Source organism: Dyadobacter sp. 32 (genome assembly GCF_902506755.1).
In the GTDB taxonomy this organism is placed as follows: Bacteria; Bacteroidota; Bacteroidia; order Cytophagales; family Spirosomataceae; genus Dyadobacter.
The window spans coordinates 967920-993942 of the sequence record NZ_LR735258.1; the positions used below are offsets into that span (position 1 = coordinate 967920).

Here is a 26023-nt window from a genome sequence, read left to right on the forward strand (position 1 = left end):
GTACTAAGAAAGAGCCAGAGAAGAATTTGAAAGAGAAACGTGCCGAAAAGAAGGCCAAGAAGGACGGGAAAAAGGATTACTAGGGTATCTGGGAGGTTTTCCCCCAACGTTTTACATGCATACTGGTTGCGAAAGGTCCGTCCCTGTACTAAGAGACGGACCTTTGGTGTAAATTTTAATGAGCTCTATTGTTCAAATTAACAATGCAGTTGCCAGCTCTGTTAACACGTGAGAGCCGAAAGCCAGCAGCTAATATACCTCCGCATTGGTTTTGTACTTGGCAAATCTTTTCTTCGATCTCAGGATTTTGGAATAGATCTTGTTTTTTTCGTCGGGAGTGGTAACACCGTCGGCTGCGGCTTTGTCTATGGCCTGCTGTATAATATTATGCTCTTCTTTTAATTTGATATACTCTACTTCTGTCAGTTTTTTGTTTTTGTAAGCGGCTTCGACATCATTATTTAATTTTTTTAGATCTGCTTTGAAGTTTTGCGCGTTGGCAGTGCTGGTAATAAGGATTAAACACAATCCCACAATGTATTTTAATGATTTCATTTACAGTTATTTACGTTGAACATTTTACTCGTATCCTTTTCCTTTAAGCTCCAATGAGCCCTGAGTTTCAATAAGGTGGATGAATTGGTCATGTGTCATGGGCTGGCTGAACATCGGAAAGTCGTTTTCGATGGCGTTGTTGTGTTGCTCGGCGCTAAGCGAAGCGCAGCAGTCTGTCAGCGAGATCACATTGTAACCTTTATCATAAGCAGTCCGCATGGTAGATTCTACACAGCAATTGGTCAGAAATCCGGCAAGCACGACGTTTTTTGCACCGGTGCTACGAAGGATAAAATCCAGGTTGGTGCTGGCAAATCCACAGAAGCTCCTTTTTCCTTCAATGATAATGTCATTTTTTTCAGGAGCTAAAATTTCGGCAATTTCAGTTCCCCAGGTATTTTTCTTAAAAGCGCCGTTGTCTACAACACCTTTGAGAATTCCATACGGTGTAGCGGTTACCTCATGGTAATCTTCGGTGAACGAAATGGGCACATAAACGATTTGTATGCCGGCCTCGCGTGCTGCATTTACGGTGTCGACCGTATTCTGAAGCATGTTGTTGGAGTTCATGACTCCATTTACGGCGCCGTGAAAGATGCCGCCTTCCGTCGTGAAATCGTTCTGGAATTCGATCAGAACCAGTGCAGTCTCTTTTGGGTTTAATTCCATGACTTATCAGGTTTGGGTATTTTGATTAAATTGTGGTACATTAAAGTAACTCCAATATCTTTCGTTTGATATGTAATCCTGTGTTTTTTTTAGTGTTAAAGGCAAATGTCATAAGGTTAGGTCACTGAGACAGTAGTTTCAGCAACTTGTTAAGCAAGTTTCAGGTTGGGTCTAAAAAGTACTCCCGGCATTTTTGTATTGTAGTTCTATAACAAGTTGCTCGGTATATCCTTTGTTTTACTAATGCGTTTTATGGATCAAGAAACCTATAATTATGAAAAGATTGCCAGGGCGATCGAATATATAACGGAGCATGTGAAGAGCCAGCCGACATTGTTTGAGGTTGCGGCGGAGGTGAACACAAGTCAGTTTCATTTTCAAAGGCTTTTCAGTGAGTGGGCTGGTGTAAGTCCAAAGAAGTTTTTGCAGTACATTACTGCGGATTATTTAAAGCAAAAGATAAGCGAATCAACCAACCTGATTGAGCTGGCCGAATCTGCTGGATTGTCGAGCCAAAGCAGAGTCTACGACTTGTTTACAGGCATCGAGGCGGTTACACCGCAGGAATTCAAGACTTCGGGTAAAGGTTTGCACATAGACTATGGTTTTCATCCTACACCATTTGGAGAGTGTTTTCTGGCGGTAACAGCTCGTGGAATATGTACGATGGCTTTCGTTGAGGAAGGTTTCCGGGACGAACAACTCATTCTTCTTGCCAAAAAGTGGCATTTCGCTTCCATAGCGGACAATACAGCCGTAACTGCGAAGTATGTTCGGCAGATCTTTCAGCCCCATGCGGGTTCGCTTGAAAAGCTGCCTTTGCTGGTCCAGGGCACCAATTTTCAATTGAAGGTGTGGGAGGCACTGTTGGCGATACGTCCGGGAGCGGTCTCTACATATCAGCAAATAGCGAACAGCATCGGAAATCCAAAGGCGGTGAGAGCTGTTGGTACGGCTGTGGGTGATAATCCGATTGCCTATCTGATTCCCTGTCATCGTGTAATCCGAAAAGAAGGAATTTTAGGTGAATACCGTTGGGGAAGTACCCGTAAAAAAGCCCTGATTGTTTGGGAAGCTGCCAGGCTGGCGGGCCAGGCCAATGGCACGGTTTAAAGCCGCTCCACTAATGGATTTTTGCCCAGTTTTTTCCCGGATGCCGTTTACAGATGAGGAATTACGTGGACATTCGTTGGGGTTTTAAATTATGATTATTATGATATTTTATGCGGTTAGATTGTTCTAAATCAACAAACTAAGATTTTCTTAATATCATTATTGTTAATTGTGGCGTGGTATTGGTTTTGAGGGTTAGCAATATCTTTAAACTATAAACCAATATTTTATGAAAACTGTATTGATTCGCTCGACAATGGCAATGGCAGTGGTACTTCTGATGAATGTAAGCGGATTTGCCCAACTTTCACTGGGTGTGCAAGGTGGACTGGCTAAGTCAAATCGTGAAAATTCTAAAACAATTGCAGGTGGGGGGGTAAATCTGAGAGGTTTTGTTTCTCCAAATTTCGCGATCGGGATAGCTGGTAAAATTTATGCAGACGGAACCGATTATACTGTTGCTGGTCAAACGCTAAGTTTTAATGGAGCCGTTATGCCGGTAACCGCCACGCTAGACTACTTTTTTACCGAAGGTGTAATTCGTCCATACGTAGGTGGCGATGCGGGAATGTATTTCTCCAAATACAATGCCAAATACAACGGTAACACCATTGGTGAATCCACGAGACATAGCAATTTTGGAACAGCGCCCAGGTTGGGAGTAGTTTTTGCCTTTGGCAATGTAGGGTTGCAGATCGAAGGGATCTATCATTTTGTTTATGGTAACAAAAATAACAGCGCCCAGACAGGTACCGCAGACAATGTGAATTTTGAGTCGACATCGCAGTTTGGTGGTGTTAATGTAGGCTTGATTTTTGGACTGGGGAAGTCTAAATAGTCCGGAACTGATACCCTATGAATCGCTGGCGCAGTAAATTCTACTGCGCTATTTTTTTGTTTGCAACCGAATTTACCCTTACTTACACGCTTTTACATGGATTGATTGTTGCGTAAATTGGAATCTAAATCGGCATTTACAATTCAGTTTTGTTCCTGGATTGAGCATTTGGGAAAAGGGGCTAGGGTTAGCTCATGCGAATTTCCTGCCTTCGACAGGGTTGAGATTTGCTCAGAAAGCCAATTGTTGATCATATGCACACTGATTGATTTGAAACAGTGGGTAAGTCTTGGCGTGACAAATGCATTTACCAAAGCCGATTTTGTACAGGAAGACCTTGACTGCCCGCAAATTGTCATTTGGGAAGATGATTGGACTGCCCGTCAGCTGATTGTGAAATCCCGGATCGCCGCCTTGCTCGGCATTTCGCAAAAGATACCTGCCAGGCTCACTGTACCTCGGCGAATAGATAAAAAGCGGGCGGGCGATTTTTTAACTCGCAATCATTTGCAGGGTTCCGTGGGTTCGAAGATCCGGTATGGCCTCTTTCTTCCTGAGCGATATTACCGGGTTTTGGATCAGAGATTTGGTGAAGAACTCCCTGATTCAGAATTTCTTGTCGCTGTTGCTACGTTTAGCCACCCCCGTATATTCCGGCGAGGCGATGTTCCTTATCGATCCTATGAATTGATCAGGTTTTCCAGTGTGCTAAATTGTACCGTAATCGGTGGCTTAAGCAAGCTGATCAACGCATTTGTCAAAGATTTTAGTCCCGGAGATATCATGACATACGCCGATCTGGAGTGGTCCGAAGGCGGGAGTTATGCGAAAATGGGATTCCAAGCCGTGTCAGAAACACCTCCCATACCGTTTTGGCTCGATCCGGTTTCGCAATGCCGTTTTAATTGGAAGCTTTCGGCTGAAGAACAGGCAGGCAAGGTGCTTATTTACAATTTAGGAAGCCGGAAGTTTGTCAAGAATTATCCAGGTAATGCGGAAAAGTGAAATTATTCGGTTGAGAGAAGGATTGATGGGTTTAGAAGATTTCTTTTGGTGTAATTTTGGTGAAAATATTCGCACACATTTGTTTCATCTGCCTTATACAACTTTTAAACCTTCTGTGGTGGGTACTCGTGATATACATTTCTTAAAAAAAAAGCCACTGCTGGTGATCCTTGGCCCCACAGCGTCAGGAAAAACGCGACTGGCGGCACGGGTGGCAAGTCGCATCGGCGGAGAAGTGATCAGTGCCGACTCCCGGCAGGTGTATCGCGGTATGACGATCGGGACAGGTAAGGATCTGGACGAATTTGTTGTCGATGGAAGTCAAGTTCGGTTCCATTTAATTGATGTGCTGGAGGCGGGGGAGAAGTACAATGTAAGCCTGTTTCAGAAGGATTTTGACGTGGCTTATCAGCAGATATGTTCCCGCCAGCACATTCCGGTGGTGTGTGGAGGTTCGGGCATGTACATTGATGCCATCCTCAAAGGTTATTCTTTCACTGGCATTCCGAAAGATGAAGCGTTGAGGGCCACACTGGACGAGCTGGAATCGGAAGAGTTGCTGAAAATTTTCGATCAGGAGGTTAGTGCATATAGCGAGGTTGCCGATACTTCTACGCGGAAAAGATTAATTCGTGCAATAGAAATTGCCTCGTTTCTAAAAAAGAATCCTGACGTAGAACTTTCATCTGCAGATGCATCTGAAAATTATGAGTACGTGTGTATCGGTCTGGATCCCCCTGTTGAGCTTCGCCGACAGAAGATCAGTTCACGCCTGCACGATAGGATTGCCAACGGTTTGGTAGAGGAGGTGAGTGAGTTATTAAGCAGTGGCTTGTCCGCAGAACAACTGACTTATTATGGCCTGGAGTATAAATATGTAACCCTGTATTTGACAGGCAAGCTCACTCTGACTGAGATGAAAAAGAAACTGGAGACAGAGATTCATCGTTTTGCCAAACGTCAGATGACATACTTTCGTAAGATGGAAAAGGATGGAATTGTAATTCACTGGCTGGATACCGATGCTCCCGAGGAAGAAAAGGTCAGAGAGGTTATTCGTATGTACGAATCGTTTTAGTGAAAAGTTTGTGGTTAAATTAAATGTTACAAGTTCTATGAGTTTGAGATTAAGCAGTTTTTTATTGCTATTGGTACTGAGTATAACCGACGCGTACTTGTTGGCGCACCCCAACCTGGTCGGTCGGCTGGGCATTCTGCTTTACAAGCACTCCTACATCAAAACTTTTCCCAGGGCTTTGCTCACGGTGCTGCTGGTAGTGGGTATTTCTGTGCTGCTGTGTGAGGGTCTTTACAGGTATGTTCGTCATAAAAATGTAGCTTATGGGTATTTGGTGCTTATGCTCGTCTCTATCGGATGGTTCTTTTATGTTTACGTCACCTTTTCTACCTTCACATACAGGATCACAGGTAAAGCTTTTATCTATGGCGCACATTTGTTGCCGGTAATACTTCTGGGGCTTTATGGGCGGTATTTTGTGAAGGTGAAGTTGGGAAAAGGTAGTGCTGATGGGAGCCGGAATGGATGATGCATGCGAAAAAATCAACATGGCGGCTCTCGTTAATGACTAAGGCATGAGGAGGTCGCTGGTTATTTTAGTTAAAATAGAATAATATCATTAATACTTTAAATTATGAAATATTATTGCCTCTACATTGAATGTTCACAAATTAAATCGAGATAATAATAGATTATACAGAGTTTTTTAAGATATTGCGGGATAGGTTTTGAGGGCAAAGCGTGCTTAAAAGTCTCGGTTTAACAGTAATTTAATGTCATGTCCGGGTATATTTTAGTTGTTTTAAACTCTTTCAAGTTCTGTCAGCCATCAACATTTTAGTATTCTAAACTTTTATATTTATTCTTAATTTATATGTCCCAAACAGCTGAATTAATCCTTGATGGTAAGAATTACCAGTTTCCAGTAATCGAAGGAAGTGAGCATGAAAAGGCCATTGATATAGCAAAATTACGTGATCTTACAGGATACATAACAATTGATGCCGGCTATAAAAATACGGGTGCTACCAAAAGCGCCATCACTTTTTTGGATGGAGAAGAAGGTGTTCTTAACTATCGTGGTTATTCAATAGAGGATCTGGCAGAAAAAGCTTCCTTTTTGGAAGTGGCCTATCTTCTGATTTATGGTGAATTACCCACAGAAAAACAATTTGCCGAATTTGAATACCAGATAAAAACGCATACGCTTGTCAATGAGGACATGCGTAAGATCTTTGAAGGCTTTCCGGTCAATGCGCATCCCATGGGTGTTCTTTCGTCACTGGTGAGTGCCATGAGCGCCTTTTATCCCGAAACTTTTGATATCGATACACCAGAGGCCACAGAATTGCACATCATTCGGTTGATGTCTAAGCTGCCTACCATTGCTACCTGGTCGTACAAAAAATCGCAGGGGCATCCGGTTAATTACCCGCAGAATGATCTGGACTATTGTTCCAACTTTTTGAACATGATGTTCTCGCTACCTGTGGCAAAATATTCAGTTGACCCTGTTGTTTCTGCTGCCTTAAACAAGTTGTTAATCTTACATGCCGATCATGAGCAAAACTGCTCGACTTCAACGGTTAGACTGGTGGGATCATCACATGCCAATATTTACTCGTCAATTTCATCAGGCATCAGTGCGTTGTGGGGGCCGCTTCACGGAGGGGCTAATCAGGAAGTGATCGAAATGCTTGAAGCAATTAAGAACGACGGCGGCGATACGCAGAAGTACATCGATATGGCGAAGGACAAAAGCAGCGGGTTCCGATTGTTTGGTTTCGGTCACAGAGTTTACAAAAACTTTGATCCGCGTGCAAGAATCATTAAAAAGGCAGCTGACGACGTGTTGAACAAGCTCGGTATCAACGATCCTGTTCTTGAGATTGCCCAAAAACTGGAAAAGGCAGCGTTGGAAGATGAGTATTTCGTTTCTCGTAAGCTGTATCCCAACGTAGATTTTTATTCAGGTATTATCTACCGGGCTTTGGGTATTCCTACCAACATGTTCACCGTGATGTTCGCGATCGGCCGTCTTCCTGGATGGATTGCCCAATGGAAAGAAATGCGTACCAACAAAGAACCTATTGGTCGTCCACGCCAGGTGTATGTTGGCGCACCCAAGCGTGAATTTGTTGCGATGAGCGAAAGATAGTATTAAAAAAAACTCGTTTGCAGGCACCCTGATCGGATTCAGGGTGCTTTTTTTATGACAGATCAATGTTAAGGAGAGAGTCGCTCTATTTTCCACAACCCGGCCTCGGTTTTTGTATAGGCCAGCCGATCATGCAGGCGGCTCGGGCGACCCTGCCAGAACTCCATGTAGTTGGGTATGACCCGATATCCACCCCAGTGCGGTGGGCGTGGGACCGGTTGGTCCGCAAATTGATCCTCCAGCGCTTTTTGTTTGCTCTCCAGTAATTCCCTGTTATCAATCACTTCACTCTGCGCCGACACCCATGCACCTATCTGGCTACCACGGGGACGACTGTTGTGGTAGGAATCTGATTCTTCCACGGTAGTCTTCTCAATGATGCCTTCAACCCGAACCTGCCTTTCTAATTCTTTCCAGAAAAACGTCAGCGCCACATGGGGGTTTTCGTGCATTTCCCGGCCTTTGCGACTGCCATAATTGGTGAAGAAGACAAATCCGTTTTGATCAAGTCCTTTCAAAAGAACTATTCTTCCTGCTGGTCGGTCTCCGGAGATGGTACTGAGCAACATGGCATTGGGTTCATCAAGTCCCGATTGGATTACATCGTTGAACCACTTTTCGAACTGAGTCAGTGGATTGGCGCTCAAATCAGTTTCCTGGAGCCCTCTCTGGCTGTACTCATTTCTGATATTTGCAATTGAATTACTCATTGTTCACTATTATATCGATGTTAGGAATCAAAAATAGCCAATTCAATGGAAAGATTATTAGATTTGTAATCTATAAGAGTAGCACGTACGAAACATTTAATACGATGGCACAAGAACAACATGAAGGGGTCGAAAGCAACACGCAGGATGACCTGACTCAAAAAACAATTGACACCCTTGAAATTGATCTTAATGAAGCGTTGGAAGAGGAACATGAAGAAGAGGTGTCAGACGTAGATTATAGTCAGTTGTCTAAAGAACAATTGGTTAAATTATTGGAAAACGAACTTGCTTCCCTTAGCGGAGACGGACTCAAACCGGCTGCTTTGAAGAAGGCGGAAACGCTGGTGCGGGACATTCGCCCGGTTATAGATCAGATCAAATCCAAAAGTAAGGAAGCTGCCCTGAAAGCATTTGTAGATGATACCGGTAGTGAGGATGGATTTGAATTCAAATATGACTCGGATACACAGCGTATTGATGCCATCAGCCGCGAAATAAGAGGTGTTAAAAACGCCTATTATCAGAGTCTGGATAAGGAAAAGGACAAAAACTTCAACGTAAAAACGGCCCTATTGCAGCGTTTGCGGACATTGCTGGAGGAAGAAGGAGTTCGGGAAACCGACGCATCCGGAATGAAAAGCAGTTGGGAGGAATTCAAAAAAATCCAGGAGGAGTGGAAAGGTGCAGGAAACATTTCATCTCCGCATAACGGGACTTTGTGGGCAACCTACAATGCGTTGATCGACCGCTATTTCAGCAACCGGAACATCTATTTTGAGTTGAAGGAGCTGGATCGTCGCAGAAATGCAGAATTGAAGGCCGAATTGTGCGAAAAGGTAGAGGAGTTGGCAAAATCGCTGGAATCCAGACCTATGACCAAGGAGATTCTGAATGATGCCACGCACATTTTTGAAGATTATAAACATTTGGGACCAGCACCCAAAGAGGATCAGGAGAAGCTATGGCAGCGATTTAAGGCTGCGATGGATATACTGTATGACGCGCAGCGTGGGCAGTTTGCCGAGCAAAAGAAGTCAATGCAGGAAAACTACGACCAGAAGCTCAAAATATATGAACTGATTGTCCCATTTACAGCGTACAGCTCAGGAAGTATAAAGGAATGGAATGCCAAGACAAAGGAAATAATGGCATTTCAGGATCAGTGGGTAGCGTTGAAAGGAATTATGCCAAGGGACGAGGGCAAGGAGCTGAGTAAGAAGTTCTGGGCCACTTTAAAAACTTTCTTCAACAACAAGGGTGAGTTCTTCCGGCAACTGGAATCGAAACGGGAGCAGAATCTCGGATTGAAAAATCAGCTTTGTGAAGAAGCCGAGGCCATTCTTGCAACAGGGGAGGATACACCTGCCAATACCAATAAGATTATTGATCTCCAGAAGCGCTGGAAAGGTATCGGTCAGGTACCTGAAAAGTACAAGGATACGATCTATGATCGCTTCAAAAAGGCCTGCGATGATTATTTCAATCAGAAACGCGCCAAGAACAAGGAAGTGGAGACGGGATTCGAGGAGAATTTGAAACAGAAGGTCGAGCTGATCGAAAGAATTGAATTGGCGGCTAGTGGTAAAGGGGAATCGTCGTTGAATCTGCTGAGCGCCTTTAAAAGCGAATGGAGTTCTATCGGTTTTGTTCCCAAAAAGGACATGCAGGCGATACAGAAACGGTATATTAATGCTATAAATACCTATGTGAGCGCAATAGGACAGCTTTCTACAAAGGAAAAGGAGCAGGCAGTGCTTGAAAGCGAGGTAGAGCTGGTTCGGGATGGGGGAGACGGCGGTCGAAATCTTTTCCGGAAGGAAAATGACATCAAGCGGAAAATTTCTCAGCTCGAAAACGACATCTCGCTTTGGCAGAACAATATTGAATTCTTTGCTAAGTCAAAGACCTCGGACAGATTAAAAGCCGAATTCGAGCGGAAAATCAGTAGTGCTCAAGATCAGTTGAATGATATGAAACACCAACTGTCTATAATTCAGGAGGCTATATAAATTTTGAAAAAAAGTTTAAAAATTCTTTGTGTAGGTGTTGCGTCATATAGTGTTTCCTACTACTTTTGCACCACGATAACGGAATAACAATTCGCTGTCGTCAACCAGAGAAAAGGCCTCCATAGCTCAGCTGGTAGAGCAACTGACTTGTAATCAGTAGGTCGTTGGTTCGATCCCGACTGGGGGCTCTTTAAAATCAAGCACTTAGCATTCATTTGCTAGGTGCTTTTTTAATTTGTTGAGATTTCACAATAGATTTCACAATGATGGATCAAGCGGAAAATGGGGGATCAAGGATCAAGCTGAAAAGTTGGGGGGAAGCTGAATTATTATTTGCTTTGCATCCTGAACCAATTTTGTTTGCATTGAACGATTCTTACCAAACACTTGTCCGTATACTTTTACCAGAAGGCATCCTAGAGTATTTTGAACCAACCAAAGTCGTTGAGTCCATTCCTGGATTAAACATCTACTTAGTAGAGAAGAATATTACTCCTGTTGAGTATAAAGATGAAAAGTTGGAGTCCAAGGGATTTCTTCCGGAAATCTATATTCAGGATCAAATCAAAAACTTGTGGAGCGCATAGGATTTTTCTAGGTTTGTGTTTTTAATCAAACCTGTTTGGGATCAAGCTGAAAAGTTGGGGGGAAGCTGAATTATTATTTGCTTTGCATCCTGAACCAATTTTGTTTGCATTGAACGATTCTTACCAAACACTTGTCCGTATACTTTTACCAGAAGGCATCCTAGAGTATTTTGAACCAACCAAAGTCGTTGAGTCCATTCCTGGATTAAACATCTACTTAGTAGAGAAGAATATTACTCCTGTTGAGTATAAAGATGAAAAGTTGGAGTCCAAGGGATTTCTTCCGGAAATCTATATTCAGGACTTTCCTATTCGTAATCAGAAAGTTACGCTCTGTATAAAACGCCGTCGTTGGGAAGTCAAGGATACAAAAGAGATAATTAGCAGAGACTGGAATGTGGTACAACAGGGAACTCGAATGACCAAAGAGTTCGCTGATTTTTTAAAAGAGTTGTATAGATAATAATCCCGTTAGCTGTTCACAACTGGGTAAATACTATCATTTAGAAGGGAAACAGCTTCAGCAGCAGTATAAAGATCATATCAGTGACTATCGCCAATGGGATCAAATAGAGCATGCAGAAGACTGGATGTTGTATGCTGAGAATACAGGTGTTCATTTAAGCATTGATGAAACTGCTCTTTCTAACGGGGAATTATACACCATCGTTACAAATAAAGCTGCCAAAGGGAGGAAAGGAGCACTTGTTGCGATGGTTAAAGGCACTCAGGCTGAAACTGTTATTGAAGTTTTAAACGGGATTCCCAAGAAGCTTCGGGACACAGTTCGTGAGGTTACCTTGGACATGGCAGCCAATATGAATATGATCGTGAAGCGCTGTTTTGTTAAGGCAGATCGGGTAATCGATCGCTTTCATGTACAAAAATTAGCATATGAAGCGGTACAGGAAATCCGGATCAAATACCGCTGGGAGGTTCTGGATAAGGAAAATGAGGCCATTAGTACAGCCAAGGCGGCGGGAGTAAGCTTTGAGCCAGAAGTTCTCGAAAACGGAGATACAGTAAAGCAGTTGTTGGCAAGAAGTAGATATCTGCTATTTAAGCACCATGACAAGTGGACCACCTCGCAAGTAAAACGGGCCAAGTTGCTGTTTGAACGTTATCCCTTAATCAAGAAAGCTTACAATATCTCTTTGGATCTGGGGACTATCTTTCGGACTTGCACTTTGAAGGAAGTAGCCTTCAAGAAGCTTGCATTGTGGTATAACATTGTGGAAGACTGCGGAATAGACTCCTTCAAAACCGTTGCCAGGTCTATTCAAACCCACTATTTAGATATCCTGAATTTTTTCAACAATAAAAGCACCAACGCATCGGCCGAATCTTTCAACGCCAAGGTTAAATCTTTCAGATCGTCATCAAGAGGTGTAAGAGACATCAAGTTCTTCCTGTTCCGGCTTTCTAAACTTTATGCATAATCGCCCCCCAACTTTTCCACTTGATCCCCTGTTTGCTTTGGAGAGTTTCTTGCCAGTAGTTCAATTCCTATTTCCTGAGTTCATTCTAGAAAATTTCGCGCTCACTTCCTTTGATCAGCGGGATGGCGTCTATCATGCGCACATTGAGGAGAAAAACGTTGCAGAAGATGATCCGGAGCGCCAGAACTTGTTGTCAAAAGGCTTTTTCCCGGTTATTACGGTTCAAGATTTTCCAATTCGCGGGCACAAGGTATTTCTTCATATCAAACGACGTAGGTGGATGAATATAAAGACAGGCAAGGTTGTTTATCGAGATTGGACGGAAATTGGAAAAGGGACGCGAATGACAAGTGAATTCGCGAATTTTTTAAAACCGGGCCGCCGGGCGGATATCAGTCGATACGAATCCGAATAGTGTCCATTCTATCGGACAGTTCTATGGAGTAAAAGGACGTGACCTGCTATGTCAATACCGTGATTTTCAGAGCGAATTTAAAGATTGGAACCAAAGAGGGCACGCAAAAAAATGGCTTCTGTACCCGGAGAACCTTGGATCTCAACTGTCGATAGATGAAACCAGTCTCTCCCGCGGGGAACTTTACACTATTGTTACAAATAAAGCTGCAAAGGGCGGTAGAGGGACTGTAGTCGCCATCGTAGCTGGTACTAAGGCTGAAACAGTTATTGAAGTCATTCGTAAAATCCCCGAATCATTACGTAAAAAAGTAACTGAAATAACCTTGGACATGGCCAGTAGCATGACTATGATCGCCAAGCGTTGTTTCCCGCGGGCAGTGCGAGTTACTGACCGTTTCCATGTACAAAGATTGGCAGTCGAAGCCCTTCAAGAAATCCGTATCAAACACCGATGGGATGCATTGGACCAGGAAAACGAAGCTATTGAGCAGGCAAAGGCCTCTCAGACAGAGTATCAACCAGAAATATTAGCTAACGGTGATACGGTCAAACAATTACTTGCACGCAGCAGGTACGCACTTTACAAAAAGCCCAATACCTGGACTGATGGTCAAAAAGAGAGAGCCAATCTAGTCTTTGAGCGTTTTCCAGACCTGAAAAAGGCATATGATCTGGCCCAAGAACTCAGCAATATCTTCACAGACACAGAAGAAAAGCTATACGGGCTGACAAGATTGGCTAAATGGCATGAAAAAGTCAGACAATCTGGTTTTAAGTCATTCAATACTGTGGCCAGGTCCATAGAGAACCACTATCAAACCATCCTCAATTACTTTGACAACAGAAGCACCAACGCCTCGGCAGAATCTTTCAATGCCAAAGTAAAGGCATTCAGAAGCCAGTTCCGAGGGGTTAGAAACGTTGAATTCTTCCTGTATCGCCTGACTCAATTATATGCTTAATCCAAGTTAGTCCACAACATTTGCTCTTGATCCAACTTGTGGAGTGCGTTGTATTTTTCGGCAAAATTAATCCATCCATTTCAGGGCTTCATCCCTGCCTTCCAGTTGCTCTACGATCACTTCCTGGAGTAGGGTTTTGGCATGGGGTATATTGGACGGAATGCCGCTTTGAAGTAAGGCGATCGCCTCATAAAATTTTCCCGGGTTGGGATAAAGATTTTTGAGTGCACCTAGTTGATGGAAATACGCTATGGCTCTTTCGTAATCCAATAACCGCAGGGAAACGATGCCTGCTATTTTTTTTGCCCCGGCATTTTCCGGATCATTGGCAAGGATCCGCTCACAAACTTTACTTGCAGTAGCATATTGTCCTTTATTATAATACTGAATCGCAAGCTGAACGCTATCTGCGCCGCCGCCCATTCCTACGCCCAATGTCGTGAAGTTTTCCATCGCGTAGCCATTATCCAATAGCTGCAGATCTTGTTTGGGAGGTGCAAGCAGGAACCAGGCAATCCCACAGACAAGGAATGCAAAAACGGCCGATACCACGTAAGAAGGCTTCGGGGAGCGACTTACTTTATTTCGACCTTTTTCATATGATTGCATTTCATCAGGATGACCCATAGGTTTTGCGTTGTTTCAGTCAAGTTGGATTATTTATCTCGAGGTTCATTGCCGCTTTTTCGTTAATTAAGCGGACTGATCTTAGCTAACGAGGATTATAGTTTAAGAGCGTTTGCTCAATAGCTGGGAAGAAGCTATATGAGAGGCAGTCAATTTACAAATTTTCAACAGAGATGCAAACTCGGTAAATCTCCCCTATTGAAATAGCTTAGGTTGTGGGCAAATTAGACTACCTTCACCCGCAGGCGGAAAATGTTACTAAACATCCGTCGATACATATTGCAAATCGCGTTCGATCAACTGATTGACAGTTACATAAGCGGAGAGGTTGGTATTTCGGATCGTTTCCTGAGTGAATCGCTTGCTTTACATCTCAAAGCGAATTTGGTTTCATTGTATTCAGGCGATCAGCTGAGAGCCGCCAGCGTTGGGAATGACCAGCAAATAAGGCAGAATAGCTTGGTAAGGGGCGATAAAATATTGTGGCTGGATCGGGCGCATGGCAATGATTATGAGAATCAATTTTTTGATTTAATGGACAGTTTTGTCAGCTACCTCAATAGTTCATGTTATACTGGAATCACGGGATATGAGTTTCACTACACACTTTATGAAAAGGGTAGCTTTTACAAGAGGCACCTGGATCAGTTCCGGGATAACGATAGCAGACAGTACTCCATGGTTATGTATCTGAATGACGACTGGCATGCGGGAGATGGAGGTGAACTTCGCATTTATCAACATGATGGGCACCAGAATGTGGCCCCTGTAAATCGTAAAGCAGTGTTTTTCAAAAGTAGTGCGTTGGAGCATGAAGTTTTGCCTGTGACCTGTCCCAGAATGAGCATCACCGGCTGGTTAAAATGTGATCCCAACAAAGGGGCAATTTCGGTGCGGTTAAAACTTTAATAAACTAATCGTTTGCTGTAAGGCAGTTTTGAGGCTGTTTATGGTCGTTATTTTACGTTTTGAATTTGTATTTTTTTTATCTATCAAAATTCTCACATCCAGTACTTTACCTGATGAAGGCTTATAGAAGAATAAAAAACATTGATTAACGGTTTGCATGTTATTTATTAAATTGTACTTTTGCACCACGTTAGCATTTAGGAGCAAGCAATTAATGCACCTGACAGCAGATAGACGTAAATGATTCCGTAGCTCAGCTGGTAGAGCAATACACTTTTAATGTATGGGTCCTGGGTTCGAATCCCAGCGGGATCACTTAAAACCAAATTCTTCACTGAATTTGGTTTTTTTTATGTCATTTTGAAGGTAATTATTTCGTGGAAAATCTCGGATCAGGCGAAAAAGTTGGGGGGAAACAGATAGATTCTTTGTTTTGCATCCAGAACCAATACTGTTTGCATTGAACGAGTCTTATCACGCCCTTGTGCGCGTACTTTTGCCGGAAGGCATCCTAGAGTATTTTGAACTAACCAAAGTCATTGAGTCCATTCCTGGTCTTAATATCTATTTAGAAGAAAAGAACATCGCTCCGGTTGAGTATAAAGATGAGAAATTGGAATCCAAAGGTTTTCTTCCGGAAATTTATATCCAGGACTTTCCTATTCGTAATCAGAAAGTTACACTATGTATCAAGCGTCGTCGATGGGAAGTCAAGGATACTGGTCAAATTGTAAGCAGGGACTGGAAAATTGTACAGCAAGGAACGCGAATGACTAAGGAATTCGCGAATTTTTTAAAAGGAATGCATTGACAATAACCCGATTAGCTGCTTCCAGCTAGGTAAATATTTTCACCTTGACGGCAAACAATTACAACAGCAATATAAGGATCACATCAGCGATTATCGCCAATGGAATCAGGTAGAGCATGCTGAGGATTGGATGCTGTATCCTAAAAACACGGGGGTGCATCTAAGTATAGACGAAACTGCATTGTCCAACGGTGAATTATACACCATTGTGACAAATAAAGCTGCCAAAGGAAGGAATGGGGCGCTTGTTGCGATGGTTAAAGGGACACAAGCCGACACAGTTATTGAAGTTTTAAGGAAGATTCCAAAAAAACTTCGGGACACAGTTCGTGAGGTAACCCTCGATATGGCTGCCAACATGAAGCGGTCCGCCGCCGCGGATGATCGTAAAGCGCTGTTTTGTTAGGGCTCATCGGGTAATAGATAGATTTCATGTCCAAAAGCTGGCATATGAGGCCGTACAGGAAATCAGGATTAAATATCGATGGGAAGCTCTTGATCAAGAAAATGACGCAATTAGTGCTGCAAAGGAGGCGGGTGTAAGCTTTGAACCAGAAGTTCTTGAAAACGGAGATAGCATCAAACAATTGCTGGCCAGGAGCCGATATCTGCTATTTAAGCATAGGGATAAGTGGACTAAGAGCCAGCTAATACGGTCCAGGCTATTATTTGAGCGCTTTCCCTTGATAAAACAGGCCCATTCTTTGTCTACCGATTTAGGTATCATCTTTCGAACCTGTACTTGCAAAGAAGTGGCCTTCAAAAAGCTGGCGCTATGGTACAATGCAGTAGAAGACTGTGGAATTGATTCCTTTAAAACCGTTGCCAGATCCATTCAAACCCATTACCTGGGCATCTTGAATTTTTTCAACAACAGGAGCACCAATGCATCGGCCGAGTCCTTCAATGCCAAGATCAAGGCCTTTCGCTCAACATCCCGCGGCGTCCGGGATATCTCATTCTTCCTTTTTAGACTATCCAAACTCTATGCCTGAATTCCCTATTTCCTTCCCCCCAAGGATTTGGCTTGATCCAAAATCTCTCTGTGAGTTCATATGTGGAGGGGAAAGGAAACCGCGGACACGTGGATATTGCCATCCTGAACACGCAAGTTGCAAAAACGGTAGAGAAGATCAATGCGCTGCGTGCGGATATTGATAAAATCATAGCAGAAATAGAAGCCTGAACATGAGCAAAGGGAAGTCAGATATAAAATCAATGGTAAGGTCTTCTGCCGCGGAATACTTAACCTTTATTGCCGCTACGGGAGACGGAGGTGTGGATGTTATTTTTGCTGATGAAAATATCTGGCTGTCGAAAAAAATGATGGGAACGCTCTATCATGTAAATGTCAGAACCATTAGCGATCATCTTCAAAAAATATTTACCGACAGCGAATTACATAAAGATTCAGTTATCCGAAATTTTCGGATAACTGCCACAGACGGTAAAACCTACAATACACAACACTACAATCTTTCGGCTGTCATTGCGGTTGGTTATAAGGTAAATTCTGAGCGGGCTGTACTTTTTCGAAGGTGGGCGACCCACATTGTGCAGGAATTTACCATCAAAGGTTTTGCGATGGATGATGAACGTTTTAAAAATGACGGCACCATTCTCGGCAAAAAGTACTTTGAAGAGCAACTGCAACGAATCAGGGAAATCCGTATCAGTGAGCGAAAATTCTATCAGTAAATTACAATTTGAAGGCCAAAAAGTCCATCGGCCAGCAATGATCATCATTACTGGCCGGTTGACTGTTTTGTTTCAAAAATGAGTTTCAACTTATGTCTGAATGGGATAAACTATAAAGGCCCATAGTCTATTCCTTCACCAATTTGACGGAATGGCCATTCTGTGTTCGAACGAGATAAATGCCTTCGGGAAGGCTTCTGACATTTATGGAAAACGACTGGCTCCTGATGGTCTGTTGTTTTACAACTTTTCCATCAGCCGCAATAACTGTTACTTTAGTTCCAACCTGATCCTGATCTACTGTGATGGTGACTACATCCGTCACAGGATTAGGATAAAAACTGAAAAGCGACTTGGGCCGTACAGCGATCATGCGGCTGTGACTGGTCGAACCGTCTAAATCAGTCTGTTTGATCCGGTAATAGGTATGCGACGTTAGCAGATTGATATCTGTAAACTGGTAACTGTTCACACCATCGCCTTTGCCATCCACGGTCCCGACCGACTCGAAATTCGTCGCATTCTGGCTCCGTTGGATTTCGTAACTTTTTACCAGAGTCTCGTTTACTTTCCAGTTTAAAACAGGCTGATTCTCCATATTTAAGGCAGCGGTAAACGAAATCCAGGTTACAGGTAATGGAGTAGCATTGGTCTTTACAAAGAAACCACTGAATCCCGTCGTTGAAAAAGTAATTTCCCAACGTTCCAGACTACTATTCCATACAACTGATGAGGGCGTAATGTTGGAAGTACCTGCTGTATAGCTCGCAGGCAGCCCGGTTCCATTACTACTTGTGCCGGAAAGCTTCTCCAGTATTACATGAGAGGTTCTAGAGGCAATGCTTGCCGGTTCATCTGCGTCGGGAAGAAGATTGGAAGGGCCTGCAGCGTTGAAATCTTTAAATTCCTGGTTGGTAAAGTAAAGCGTGACTATACCAGCGCCTTCGGGATTAGATGGTGTGATTTCATAATGCCGCTTCACGTAAGCCGCGGATTGATTGGTTTCTATCCAAACCTTGGCCGCTGTACTGCCGGAAACGGAGGCCGCGTCATTGGTTCCATTCAATGTGGCAACCAGTTCATTACAATGGTTGTAATACTGAATAGTGCCGTCGGATTTCTGCATATTTACAACCACACTCGATTTACTTGCAATGCTGGATACCGGCGTATGGCTGTTCTCAAATGAGCCCATATCAATACGGTCAAAGGCAATCCGTGCATTTCCCGCCAGATCTGCCAGGGGAAGATATAACCCCGTTGTATCGGCTGTGCCCGAATTAATCAGTGGCGAGCAGTTTTGCAGGCTGAAATCTCCGGCCATCGATGGTGCGTTAGCGAAATCCAGTGGTGTTTTAAACTGTGGATCGATGTCTGGCATGTTGCCGTTTTCACTTGACGTCAGTCCCTGGATCAGACTGTTCCGGTAGGTGTAGTTCGTTCCGCTCGGCGATCCGCTATTATTCCAAACTATACTATTCACAAACTCAATAGTCGCATTATTACCATAAATGGCAAAGGATCCCGAGCCGGATACCGATTTATTGCCGCTGATTACGGTGTTGATGGCTACCAGCTTACTTTGCTGTACCATCGCGATACCTCCGCCATCTCCGGTAATACTATTGCCAGTTATCTGACAATTCACCAGTCGCATATTCCCGAGATTGCAGATAGCCCCACCAAGGCTACCAGATAGTTCACCTACGTTTCCTGAAATTTTGCAATTGATAAACAAAGGAGAAGAAGCGGCGCCTGTTGAAAATACCCCCGCACCATACCTTGAAACATTATCGCTGATCACCGAGTTCTTCACTACCGGAGACGAATTATTCATTAAGACTCCGCCTCCCGATCCAGCGTCCGTTGTTAGTGCAATGTTTCCGGTCACAGTTACATTTGAAATGACGGGTGAAGAAAAGTAGAGGCTGATCCCCGCACCATTCAAACGGGAAATAGTACGGTTGTTGACCAGAATGGACTGGCCTGGTTCATTTGCATGACCCCCAGTAACAGTAAAGCCATCAATGACGGCAGTGCCGACGTCTCCGGCCGAAAGAACAACATGATAAGCATCATTACCACTGAATGATCCGCTGCCGTCCAGTTCACCACTCAAAACAGATTTGTTAGCAGTAATGGTGAGATCCCTCTGTACAAGTGCCGTTTCTGTTCCTGCAAATCCACCGTAAAGTTTCACATTGGTGGTGAGTACGAAAGCATTAACCCTGTTTCCGGGATCGATGGTCCAGAGATCATTGGCCGGACGTATCGGCTTGTAAACGCCTCCCGCAACCCACACCTCACTGGCACACAAATCGTTCAGCATCGCCTGAAGATCATCGCTGGCGTTCTCCCAGCTGCTGCCATCCTTTGTACCTGTGAGCATACCCGCTTTTACATACCGGATGCCCGACGCGGTTGATCCATCCAGTTGAAGTTCGAAAGCGCCGATATCGGTGGTTGTACCATATATCCTCGGGTTCCCTGTGATATCTGCGGTTAAGGAATTTAGCAATGCGTTATTACCTTTATTCAGAAGCGGACTGCAGGAAAGCAAACGATAATCGCCATTTGTAAAAGGAGCAGTGCCCACCAGGGGTGCATTCGCAAATCTGGGCGACGTATCAGCAATGTTATGGTCGGCGGTAGAAGAAGAACCCTGAATCAAGCTGTACGAAATTGAAAATCCGTCGTCAGTAAGTCCGTGGCTATTTCCATAAATTACACTGTTTGCAATGGTTGCCGTCGCATTGTTGTTGGAAATCGCCCCTCCCTGGTTCCCGCTGATGGTCACGTTCGTAAAGGTCGACGAACCTAACCTGTTGTAGACTCCTCCTCCGGATCCATCAGCTCTATTTCCGGCGATTACGGCGTTGGTAATGTTCAGTGCTCCTTCATCTGAGAAGATTCCTCCTCCATCGTTGGAGGTCTTGCTGCCCATTACAGAAACAGCGTTCATTGAGACGGAAGCAGCTATATTGTATAGTCCTCCTCCGTAAAACTGAAACACGGTATTTCCTTTAACTGATACTTGACCGCCAATCGGGCCATTGGCATTTCCACCGCTGATTGTTAGTCCATCCAGCAACGCATTTCCCAAGTCGCCAGATGCAACCACCACATGGTAAGCATCTGCGTCATCTACGGTGTTGTTACTGTTAAGATCTCCGCTCAGCACCGTGCGGTTCGCACCGATCGTCAGATTTCGTTCAGACAATGCCGATTCTGTACCCGCCAATCCGCCATAGATTTTTACATTTTTCCTCATGACAAAAGCATTGTTTCTGTCACCCGGAGTCATTGTCTCTGGCACATCTGCCCGGCGGTTGGGCCTGTAAACTCCACCAGCCAGCCATACTTCCTGAACACAGGGAGCCTGAATCATCGCCTGCAGGTCTCCGCTGGCATTCGCCCAACTGGTACCGTCTCCGGTTCCCGATGCCACTGGCTTTACATACCTTACTGTCACAGAACCTTCACCCTGATTCTCGTATGCTCCGATATCTGTCGTGGTATTGAAAAACCTGTTGTTTCCTGCAAAATCTGTCAGAACACTACCCAAAAACGTATTGCTGCCTTTATCCACCATCGGGCTGCAAGCTGCTATGCGAAAATCTCCGGCTGAATTGGGAGCACTATTAAATGAAATTCCCGCCACAAACTGAGGGTCGTTGTCGGGAATATTTCCATCCGTTGCAGACGTTGATCCCTGAACAAGGCTATGCGTAAAGACAGGTGATCCTTGAAATACTCCGCCACTGTTACCCCAGATGATTGTATTTTGAATAACCGGTGATGAAGACGCTGCATCACCGAAATTAAATATTGCCCCTCCAGCACCCGAATTGGTTGATTTATTGGCTGTGATCGTTGTATTTACAATCTTTGGTGAAGAGGCCGAATTACATAAACCACCACCCAAAACAGCCTGATTACCACTGACAACGGTGTTAATGATCGTGAGCGAAGAGGATAAATTGTAAATTCCTCCGCCATAAAGAACGCTTGTGTTCCCGCTTAGGACGCTATTGGTGATCACAAACGCGGTATTTGCAGTAGTATTATTATAAATCCCGCCACCATACTGTGCGGCTGAATTGCCGCTAACTATGACATTTTGTAGCTGTGAAAGATTTGATTGATTGAAGACACCTCCGCCGTTCAATTGATCAACATAATTTTCATTCACAAAAATTGCATTACCGGCGGCGTTGGCATTACCACCTGTTATTGTAAAGCCATCCAAAGTTGCCGTTCCGATGTCGCCGGTACTAATCACTACGTGACTAGCGTCACCGTCGGTAAGCGAATTAGAATTGTCCAGGTCTCCGCTCAGCACAGATCGGTTTGCAGTCAAGCCCAGATTACGTTCCGCCAACGTCGTTTCTGTTCCGGCAAATCCTCCATATAATTTCACATCTTTTCTGATCACAAAAGCATTTTTTCTATCACCAGGAGTCACGGTCGCCGGATCTTCCGCGGATCTTAACGGTTTGAATGTACCGCCTGCAACCCATACTTCATGAGGCTGTGGTGCATTGAGCGCAGACTGAATGTCACCATTTGCATCCTGCCAGCTCGTGCCTCCGCCAGTACCTCCTTCCTTGACATACAAAATCGGAAATTGCCCTCCATGATTCTCGTAAGCCCCAATATCGATCACATCGTCAAAGATTCGAGAAGCGCCGTCAAGATCCGTGGGAATTCCTGAAATTGCACTATTGTCACCTTTATTGATCACCGGACTTTCGACCCAAAGCCGGAAGTCACCTGCCGCTGATGGAGCCGATGCAAAACCCAGAGCATTTCTGAACAAAGGATTACTGGTGCCTGTAATGTTTCCCTGCGTTACGCTGCTTTTACCCTGGATCAGGCTGTTGGAGTAGGTTGGCTCTGTTCCGGACAACCCTGTTTCATTTCCCCAAATAATGCTGTTGCGAACTGTGTAGGCATAATTACTGTATATCGTTCCACCCGAAGATGCATTTCCACTGATGGTTGTATTAATCAAATTCGGGGAAGAGTTTACTTCAATGGACATTGCGCCGCCTCCTCTTGTTCCTCCTGCCCGGTTTCCGGTGATCAGTGAGTTGATGATTGTAGGAGACGAGGAAAATACATTAGATATTCCTCCTCCTACATCACCGGTGCCATTACCGCTGATGATGGTTGCGATAATTCGTGGTGACGATGAATTTGTATTTAAAACGCCACCTCCATTGCTATTAGAACCCGTCGCAAAATTACTGCTTATCAAGCAATTGTTAATCTCAGGCGAAGATTCGGAATTGTAGATTCCTGCTCCTCCGGCAATAGAAACATTTTCAACAACGGAAATATTGGCGATCAGGGGCGAGGAGCGGCTAATAAATATACCCGCTCCACGATCGCTGGGAATAACCTCACCTTTTACCGTCATCGGGTTGTTACCATGCCCCGCCTTACCTTGGGTAATGATAAAACCGTCCAACGTACCCGAGCCGGCATCTCCTAAACTGATTACAACGTGATAAGCATCCGCGTTAGTTTGGGTATTACTGTCGTCCAGATCACCACTAAGTATAGAACGGCCGGCTAGGCTCATTACTCTTTCACTTAATGTTGTCTCTGTTCCGTTAAATCCACCATAAAGTTTCAGGTCTTTTTTGAGAACAAAAGCGTTATTGCTGTTGACATCATTAATCTCGGAAAGATTGTCCGCACGCCGCTTCGGCTTGTATCTGCCTTTGGCTACCCAAATTTCCTGAACACAAGGCGCATTGATCATCAGCTGAATATCGTCGCTCGCATTCTGCCAGCTGGTTCCATCACCGGTCCCAGAGGCAACAGGTTTTACAAAGCGCTTTTCAGTTAAAGAGAAATTACCCTGAAATTCAAAAGCACCGATATCAACAGTGGTATTATAAATTCGGGGATTCCCCGCCAAATCTGTCGTGATACCGGATAATTGGGCATTATCTCCTTTGTTTAGAAGCGGACTGCATGGTTCAAGCCCGTAATTTCCAGCTGAGAACGGTGCTGAAACATATGAGAGCGCCCCCTGAAACAGCGGATCCGAATCCGGCACATTTCCATTTGCACTGGAGCTCAGCCCCTGAATCAAACTGTTGGCATAATCCAGCGTGCCGGTTGTAACGACTCCCGAACTGTTTCCTGAAATGACACTGTTGCGGATGATTGGTGAGGCTGTTTCAACGTTATAAATTGCGCCGCCCTGATCAGTAGCGTTATTTCCGCTGATCGTCACATTCGTCAGAACAGGATTTAGTCCCGACGTATTGTACATAGCACCTCCATGAATGGCTGCATGGTTACCGGTAATCAACGTATTCATGAAGCTTGGCGCACCCTGATAATTATAAATGCCTCCACCATAGTTACTAGTGTTATTGCTAATGGTCGTGTTAAGAAAAGAAGGGTTACAACTCTCGATCCCTACACCGCCGCCTCCTGTGCTTTGGTTGCCAGAAATCTCAGCAAAGGAAATGGCTGGACTTGATTTAATGATATTGATCCCACCAGCATTCAGTGCCTTGTTTCCAATGACCTTGATATGGCTTAATGCAGGTGACGACTCGAATATCGTAATGCCGCCTGCCCTGTTTGATAGGACTCCCTTGTTGTTAACAAGAATGGTGCGATTTGGAACATTATCCGTCGCATTTCCTCCGCTAATCGTAAATCCGTCCAGCAAGGCGCTTCCGACATCTCCAGCTGCTATCACGACGTGGTGCGCATCGTTATCGTTGATGGCGCCACTGTTATCAAGATCTCCCGAAAGTAGTGAAACGTAGGTGCCGGGATTGCGATCTTCCATAACAGGGGAGCCGGTAACGGGAAAGCCGCCATACACCTTTACATCTGCCTTCATCACAAAAGCGTTGTCCCGGTTGCCTGGATCGGTGGCTGAGCTGTTATTCGCCGGGTGAATAGGTTTGTAAGTACCCGCAGCCACCCATACTTCCTCCACACAAACCGTATTAATCATCTGTTGAAGGTCGGCGCTCGCATTTTCCCAGCTCGAACCGTCACCAGTTCCGGAAGTAACAGGTTTGACATAGCGAATCTCAGCTGTGAGCAAATTACCCTGGTACTCCAGAGCACCAATATCAACCGTCCAATGATGTATACGGGGGTTGCCGGCAAAATCGGTGGTGAAGAATGATACCACGGAGTTATCCCCTTTGTTAATCAGCGGGCTACACCGATCTATCTGGTAATTTCCTGTTCTGAACGGAGCTGATGAATAGGCGGGTGCACCTTTGAAATAAGGATCAGAATCGGGAATATTTCCATTGTCCGAAGAGGTCAGGCCCTGGATCAGGCTGTTGGCATAATTAAGCGTGGCTGTAGTAGTTATTCCCGAGTTGTTAGCAGTAATGACGGAATTTCGAATTACAGGTGAGGAAGTATCGACGTTGTAAATCCCTCCTGCGCCTCCTCCTGCATTATTTCCACTGATTGTCAGGTTGGTAAGAACCGGATTTGATCCTGACTCATTATACATGCCGCCCCCGCGATTGACTGTATAATTCCCAATTATAAGGGCATTTACGAATACGGGAGCTGACGAATCATTAAAAACACCGCCTCCCTTTCCGTTACTCTTATTGCCGCTGATCGTGCTGTAACTGATCGTGGGACTGGACTCTAAATTGGCCAATCCGCCACCACCCTGAGGTCCGTTATTTCCTGAAATCTCGGAAAATGAAATGTTCGCAGAAGACGAAGTCAGACTTATTCCTCCCCCCAGTAGCGCTGAATTTCGAGTGACTTTGACATATCTCAGAACAGGAGAAGCATCGAAGATAGCAATGCCCCCTCCCTGATTTGTCAAAATGGCCTTACCGTTAACAAGAAGACTCCTGTCGAAGGGGGTATCCGCGGAGGTTTCATCGAATACATAGGCATGTCCTCCGCTGATGGTAAAACCTTCCAGTATAGCGCTTCCAACATTTCCTGCGGCTATCAGCACGTGGTAGGCATCCATGATACTGATCGTGTCGTTGTTATCGAGGTCTCCCGAGAGCAGGGATGTATTGGTCTCCAGATTACGGTCGGACATCAAAGGTGAGCCCGTAGCCGGAAAACCGCCATAGATTTTCACATTGGCCTTCATCACAAAGGCTTTGTCTCTGTTGTTGGTCGAGAGGTTATCGGCAGGGTGGATTGGTTTGTAAGTCCCAGCAGCTACCCATACTTCGGTAACACCCTGACCGTCGATCATAGCCTGCAAGTCTCCGCTGGCATTGGCCCAGCTGGTTCCGTCTCCGAGGCCAGCCGCGGCTGGTTTTACATAACGAATCACATTTTGTGCGTGGGTTGAGACGATGGAGATGGCCGTAAATACCATCAGCGTTAACAAATGTTTAATCTTTGGTATTTTAAAATTGAGGGTAAAAAAGGGCATTTTCATAAAAATGGAGAAGTTTTGCATGACTGTATATGATCGTCTTCTGGAATAAAGGAATGAATTATCCAGCTCTCTTTCT

23 protein-coding genes and 2 tRNA genes are annotated in these 26023 nt (G+C 44.5%); 20 read left to right on the plus strand and 5 right to left on the minus strand.

The annotated features are described in order from the left end of the window. Positions 1-249: 249 nt before the first annotated feature. Positions 250-555, minus strand: coding sequence for a hypothetical protein (locus tag DYADSP32_RS03845; protein ID WP_149243952.1), 306 nt, complete (start codon positions 553-555; stop codon positions 250-252). A 24-nt stretch (positions 556-579) separates the two neighbouring features. After that, positions 580-1224, minus strand: a complete 645-nt coding sequence (locus tag DYADSP32_RS03850; protein ID WP_149243951.1) for a cysteine hydrolase — start codon at positions 1222-1224, stop codon at positions 580-582. Positions 1225-1476: 252 nt separating this feature from the next. Between DYADSP32_RS03850 and DYADSP32_RS03855 the strand changes: the two genes are divergently transcribed. The 6 genes from DYADSP32_RS03855 (at position 1477) to DYADSP32_RS03880 (ending at position 7356) form a co-directional block, all read left to right on the plus strand. Beyond that, entirely contained in the window at positions 1477-2337 is an 861-nt protein-coding gene (locus tag DYADSP32_RS03855; protein WP_149243950.1) for a methylated-DNA--[protein]-cysteine S-methyltransferase, read from the plus strand. 229 nt (positions 2338-2566) lie between these two features. Next, on the plus strand, positions 2567-3175 hold the full coding sequence (locus DYADSP32_RS03860; protein WP_149243949.1) for a hypothetical protein: 609 nt from the start codon (positions 2567-2569) through the stop codon (positions 3173-3175). A 117-nt stretch (positions 3176-3292) separates the two neighbouring features. Next, positions 3293-4180: a hypothetical protein gene (locus DYADSP32_RS03865; RefSeq protein ID WP_414617496.1), complete on the plus strand. Its 888-nt coding sequence runs from the start codon at positions 3293-3295 to the stop codon at positions 4178-4180. Then, entirely contained in the window at positions 4167-5258 is a 1092-nt protein-coding gene (miaA, locus tag DYADSP32_RS03870; RefSeq protein ID WP_414617497.1) for a tRNA (adenosine(37)-N6)-dimethylallyltransferase MiaA, read from the plus strand. Before DYADSP32_RS03865 ends, miaA begins: the two co-directional genes overlap by 14 nt. A gap of 37 nt (positions 5259-5295) precedes the next feature. Continuing rightward, on the plus strand, positions 5296-5727 hold the full coding sequence (locus DYADSP32_RS03875; RefSeq protein WP_149243947.1) for a hypothetical protein: 432 nt from the start codon (positions 5296-5298) through the stop codon (positions 5725-5727). A gap of 345 nt (positions 5728-6072) precedes the next feature. Beyond that, positions 6073-7356, plus strand: a complete 1284-nt coding sequence (locus DYADSP32_RS03880) for a citrate synthase (protein ID WP_149243946.1) — start codon at positions 6073-6075, stop codon at positions 7354-7356. A gap of 68 nt (positions 7357-7424) precedes the next feature. Here the strand turns inward: DYADSP32_RS03880 and pdxH are convergent, their stop codons facing one another. After that, positions 7425-8066, minus strand: a complete 642-nt coding sequence (gene pdxH, locus DYADSP32_RS03885) for a pyridoxamine 5'-phosphate oxidase (RefSeq protein ID WP_149243945.1) — start codon at positions 8064-8066, stop codon at positions 7425-7427. Positions 8067-8170: 104 nt separating this feature from the next. On the opposite strand from pdxH, the gene DYADSP32_RS03890 reads away from it, so the two are divergent. The 7 genes from DYADSP32_RS03890 to DYADSP32_RS03920 all read left to right on the plus strand — a co-directional run bounded on the left by DYADSP32_RS03890 (position 8171) and on the right by DYADSP32_RS03920 (position 13483). Continuing rightward, complete coding sequence (locus tag DYADSP32_RS03890) at positions 8171-10078, plus strand: DUF349 domain-containing protein (protein WP_149243944.1); 1908 nt, start codon at positions 8171-8173, stop codon at positions 10076-10078. Between the two features lie 115 nt (positions 10079-10193). After that, positions 10194-10266 (plus strand) — tRNA-Thr (locus tag DYADSP32_RS03895). A gap of 75 nt (positions 10267-10341) precedes the next feature. Next, positions 10342-10665 carry a hypothetical protein gene (locus DYADSP32_RS03900; protein WP_414617498.1) on the plus strand — a complete coding sequence of 108 codons (324 nt, stop codon included), beginning with the start codon at positions 10342-10344 and terminating at the stop codon, positions 10663-10665. An 82-nt stretch (positions 10666-10747) separates the two neighbouring features. Beyond that, entirely contained in the window at positions 10748-11128 is a 381-nt protein-coding gene (locus tag DYADSP32_RS03905) for a transposase (protein ID WP_414617437.1), read from the plus strand. A gap of 130 nt (positions 11129-11258) precedes the next feature. Next, positions 11259-12104, plus strand: coding sequence for an ISL3 family transposase (locus DYADSP32_RS03910; RefSeq protein ID WP_414618145.1), 846 nt, complete (start codon positions 11259-11261; stop codon positions 12102-12104). Positions 12105-12141: 37 nt separating this feature from the next. Continuing rightward, on the plus strand, positions 12142-12519 hold the full coding sequence (locus DYADSP32_RS03915; protein WP_149242073.1) for a transposase: 378 nt from the start codon (positions 12142-12144) through the stop codon (positions 12517-12519). Positions 12520-12670: 151 nt separating this feature from the next. Then, the gene (locus DYADSP32_RS03920) at positions 12671-13483 is read left to right on the plus strand and encodes an ISL3 family transposase (RefSeq protein WP_414618150.1); all 813 of its coding nucleotides are present in this window, start codon (positions 12671-12673) and stop codon (positions 13481-13483) included. Between the two features lie 66 nt (positions 13484-13549). Here the strand turns inward: DYADSP32_RS03920 and DYADSP32_RS03925 are convergent, their stop codons facing one another. Continuing rightward, positions 13550-14092: a tetratricopeptide repeat protein gene (locus tag DYADSP32_RS03925; protein WP_414617499.1), complete on the minus strand. Its 543-nt coding sequence runs from the start codon at positions 14090-14092 to the stop codon at positions 13550-13552. Between the two features lie 270 nt (positions 14093-14362). Here DYADSP32_RS03925 and DYADSP32_RS03930 point away from each other — a divergent pair, with 270 nt between their 5' ends. From DYADSP32_RS03930 to DYADSP32_RS03960, 7 genes are all read left to right on the plus strand, one after another. After that, complete coding sequence (locus DYADSP32_RS03930; protein ID WP_149243941.1) at positions 14363-15019, plus strand: 2OG-Fe(II) oxygenase; 657 nt, start codon at positions 14363-14365, stop codon at positions 15017-15019. Positions 15020-15261: 242 nt separating this feature from the next. Further along, positions 15262-15334 (plus strand) — tRNA-Lys (locus tag DYADSP32_RS03935). A gap of 145 nt (positions 15335-15479) precedes the next feature. Beyond that, a complete protein-coding gene (locus DYADSP32_RS03940; RefSeq protein ID WP_414617500.1) occupies positions 15480-15830 on the plus strand; it encodes a transposase in 351 nt (116 codons plus the stop codon). A gap of 154 nt (positions 15831-15984) precedes the next feature. Continuing rightward, on the plus strand, positions 15985-16236 hold the full coding sequence (locus tag DYADSP32_RS03945) for a transposase (protein ID WP_414617501.1): 252 nt from the start codon (positions 15985-15987) through the stop codon (positions 16234-16236). Further along, entirely contained in the window at positions 16211-16825 is a 615-nt protein-coding gene (locus DYADSP32_RS03950) for a transposase (RefSeq protein WP_414617502.1), read from the plus strand. Before DYADSP32_RS03945 ends, DYADSP32_RS03950 begins: the two co-directional genes overlap by 26 nt. A gap of 50 nt (positions 16826-16875) precedes the next feature. Continuing rightward, positions 16876-17016, plus strand: a complete 141-nt coding sequence (locus tag DYADSP32_RS03955; protein ID WP_414617503.1) for a hypothetical protein — start codon at positions 16876-16878, stop codon at positions 17014-17016. Positions 17017-17048: 32 nt separating this feature from the next. Then, positions 17049-17528 (plus strand): virulence RhuM family protein, encoded by a 480-nt coding sequence (locus DYADSP32_RS03960; RefSeq protein ID WP_414617504.1) that lies wholly within the window; start codon positions 17049-17051, stop codon positions 17526-17528. 127 nt (positions 17529-17655) lie between these two features. Here DYADSP32_RS03960 and DYADSP32_RS03965 read toward each other — a convergent pair whose 3' ends face one another. Then, positions 17656-25947 carry a choice-of-anchor Q domain-containing protein gene (locus DYADSP32_RS03965; protein ID WP_149243940.1) on the minus strand — a complete coding sequence of 2764 codons (8292 nt, stop codon included), beginning with the start codon at positions 25945-25947 and terminating at the stop codon, positions 17656-17658. Between the last annotated feature and the right edge of the window lie 76 nt (positions 25948-26023).

What these genes read in the sequence shown, in the direction of transcription:
- miaA (WP_414617497.1), top strand. Translation starts at nt 4,167, where the DNA reads ATGCGGAAAAGTGAAATTATTCGGTTGAGAGAAGGATTGATGGGTTTA.
- DYADSP32_RS03880 (WP_149243946.1), top strand. Translation starts at nt 6,073, where the DNA reads ATGTCCCAAACAGCTGAATTAATCCTTGATGGTAAGAATTACCAGTTT.
- DYADSP32_RS03890 (WP_149243944.1), top strand. Translation starts at nt 8,171, where the DNA reads ATGGCACAAGAACAACATGAAGGGGTCGAAAGCAACACGCAGGATGAC.
- DYADSP32_RS03845 (WP_149243952.1), bottom strand. Translation starts at nt 555, where the DNA reads ATGAAATCATTAAAATACATTGTGGGATTGTGTTTAATCCTTATTACC.
- DYADSP32_RS03900 (WP_414617498.1), top strand. Translation starts at nt 10,342, where the DNA reads ATGATGGATCAAGCGGAAAATGGGGGATCAAGGATCAAGCTGAAAAGT.
- DYADSP32_RS03925 (WP_414617499.1), bottom strand. Translation starts at nt 14,092, where the DNA reads ATGCAATCATATGAAAAAGGTCGAAATAAAGTAAGTCGCTCCCCGAAG.
- DYADSP32_RS03950 (WP_414617502.1), top strand. Translation starts at nt 16,211, where the DNA reads ATGATCGTAAAGCGCTGTTTTGTTAGGGCTCATCGGGTAATAGATAGA.
- DYADSP32_RS03855 (WP_149243950.1), top strand. Translation starts at nt 1,477, where the DNA reads ATGGATCAAGAAACCTATAATTATGAAAAGATTGCCAGGGCGATCGAA.
- DYADSP32_RS03965 (WP_149243940.1), bottom strand. Translation starts at nt 25,947, where the DNA reads ATGAAAATGCCCTTTTTTACCCTCAATTTTAAAATACCAAAGATTAAA.
- DYADSP32_RS03850 (WP_149243951.1), bottom strand. Translation starts at nt 1,224, where the DNA reads ATGGAATTAAACCCAAAAGAGACTGCACTGGTTCTGATCGAATTCCAG.
- pdxH (WP_149243945.1), bottom strand. Translation starts at nt 8,066, where the DNA reads ATGAGTAATTCAATTGCAAATATCAGAAATGAGTACAGCCAGAGAGGG.
- DYADSP32_RS03860 (WP_149243949.1), top strand. Translation starts at nt 2,567, where the DNA reads ATGAAAACTGTATTGATTCGCTCGACAATGGCAATGGCAGTGGTACTT.
- DYADSP32_RS03875 (WP_149243947.1), top strand. Translation starts at nt 5,296, where the DNA reads ATGAGTTTGAGATTAAGCAGTTTTTTATTGCTATTGGTACTGAGTATA.
- DYADSP32_RS03960 (WP_414617504.1), top strand. Translation starts at nt 17,049, where the DNA reads ATGGTAAGGTCTTCTGCCGCGGAATACTTAACCTTTATTGCCGCTACG.
- DYADSP32_RS03930 (WP_149243941.1), top strand. Translation starts at nt 14,363, where the DNA reads ATGTTACTAAACATCCGTCGATACATATTGCAAATCGCGTTCGATCAA.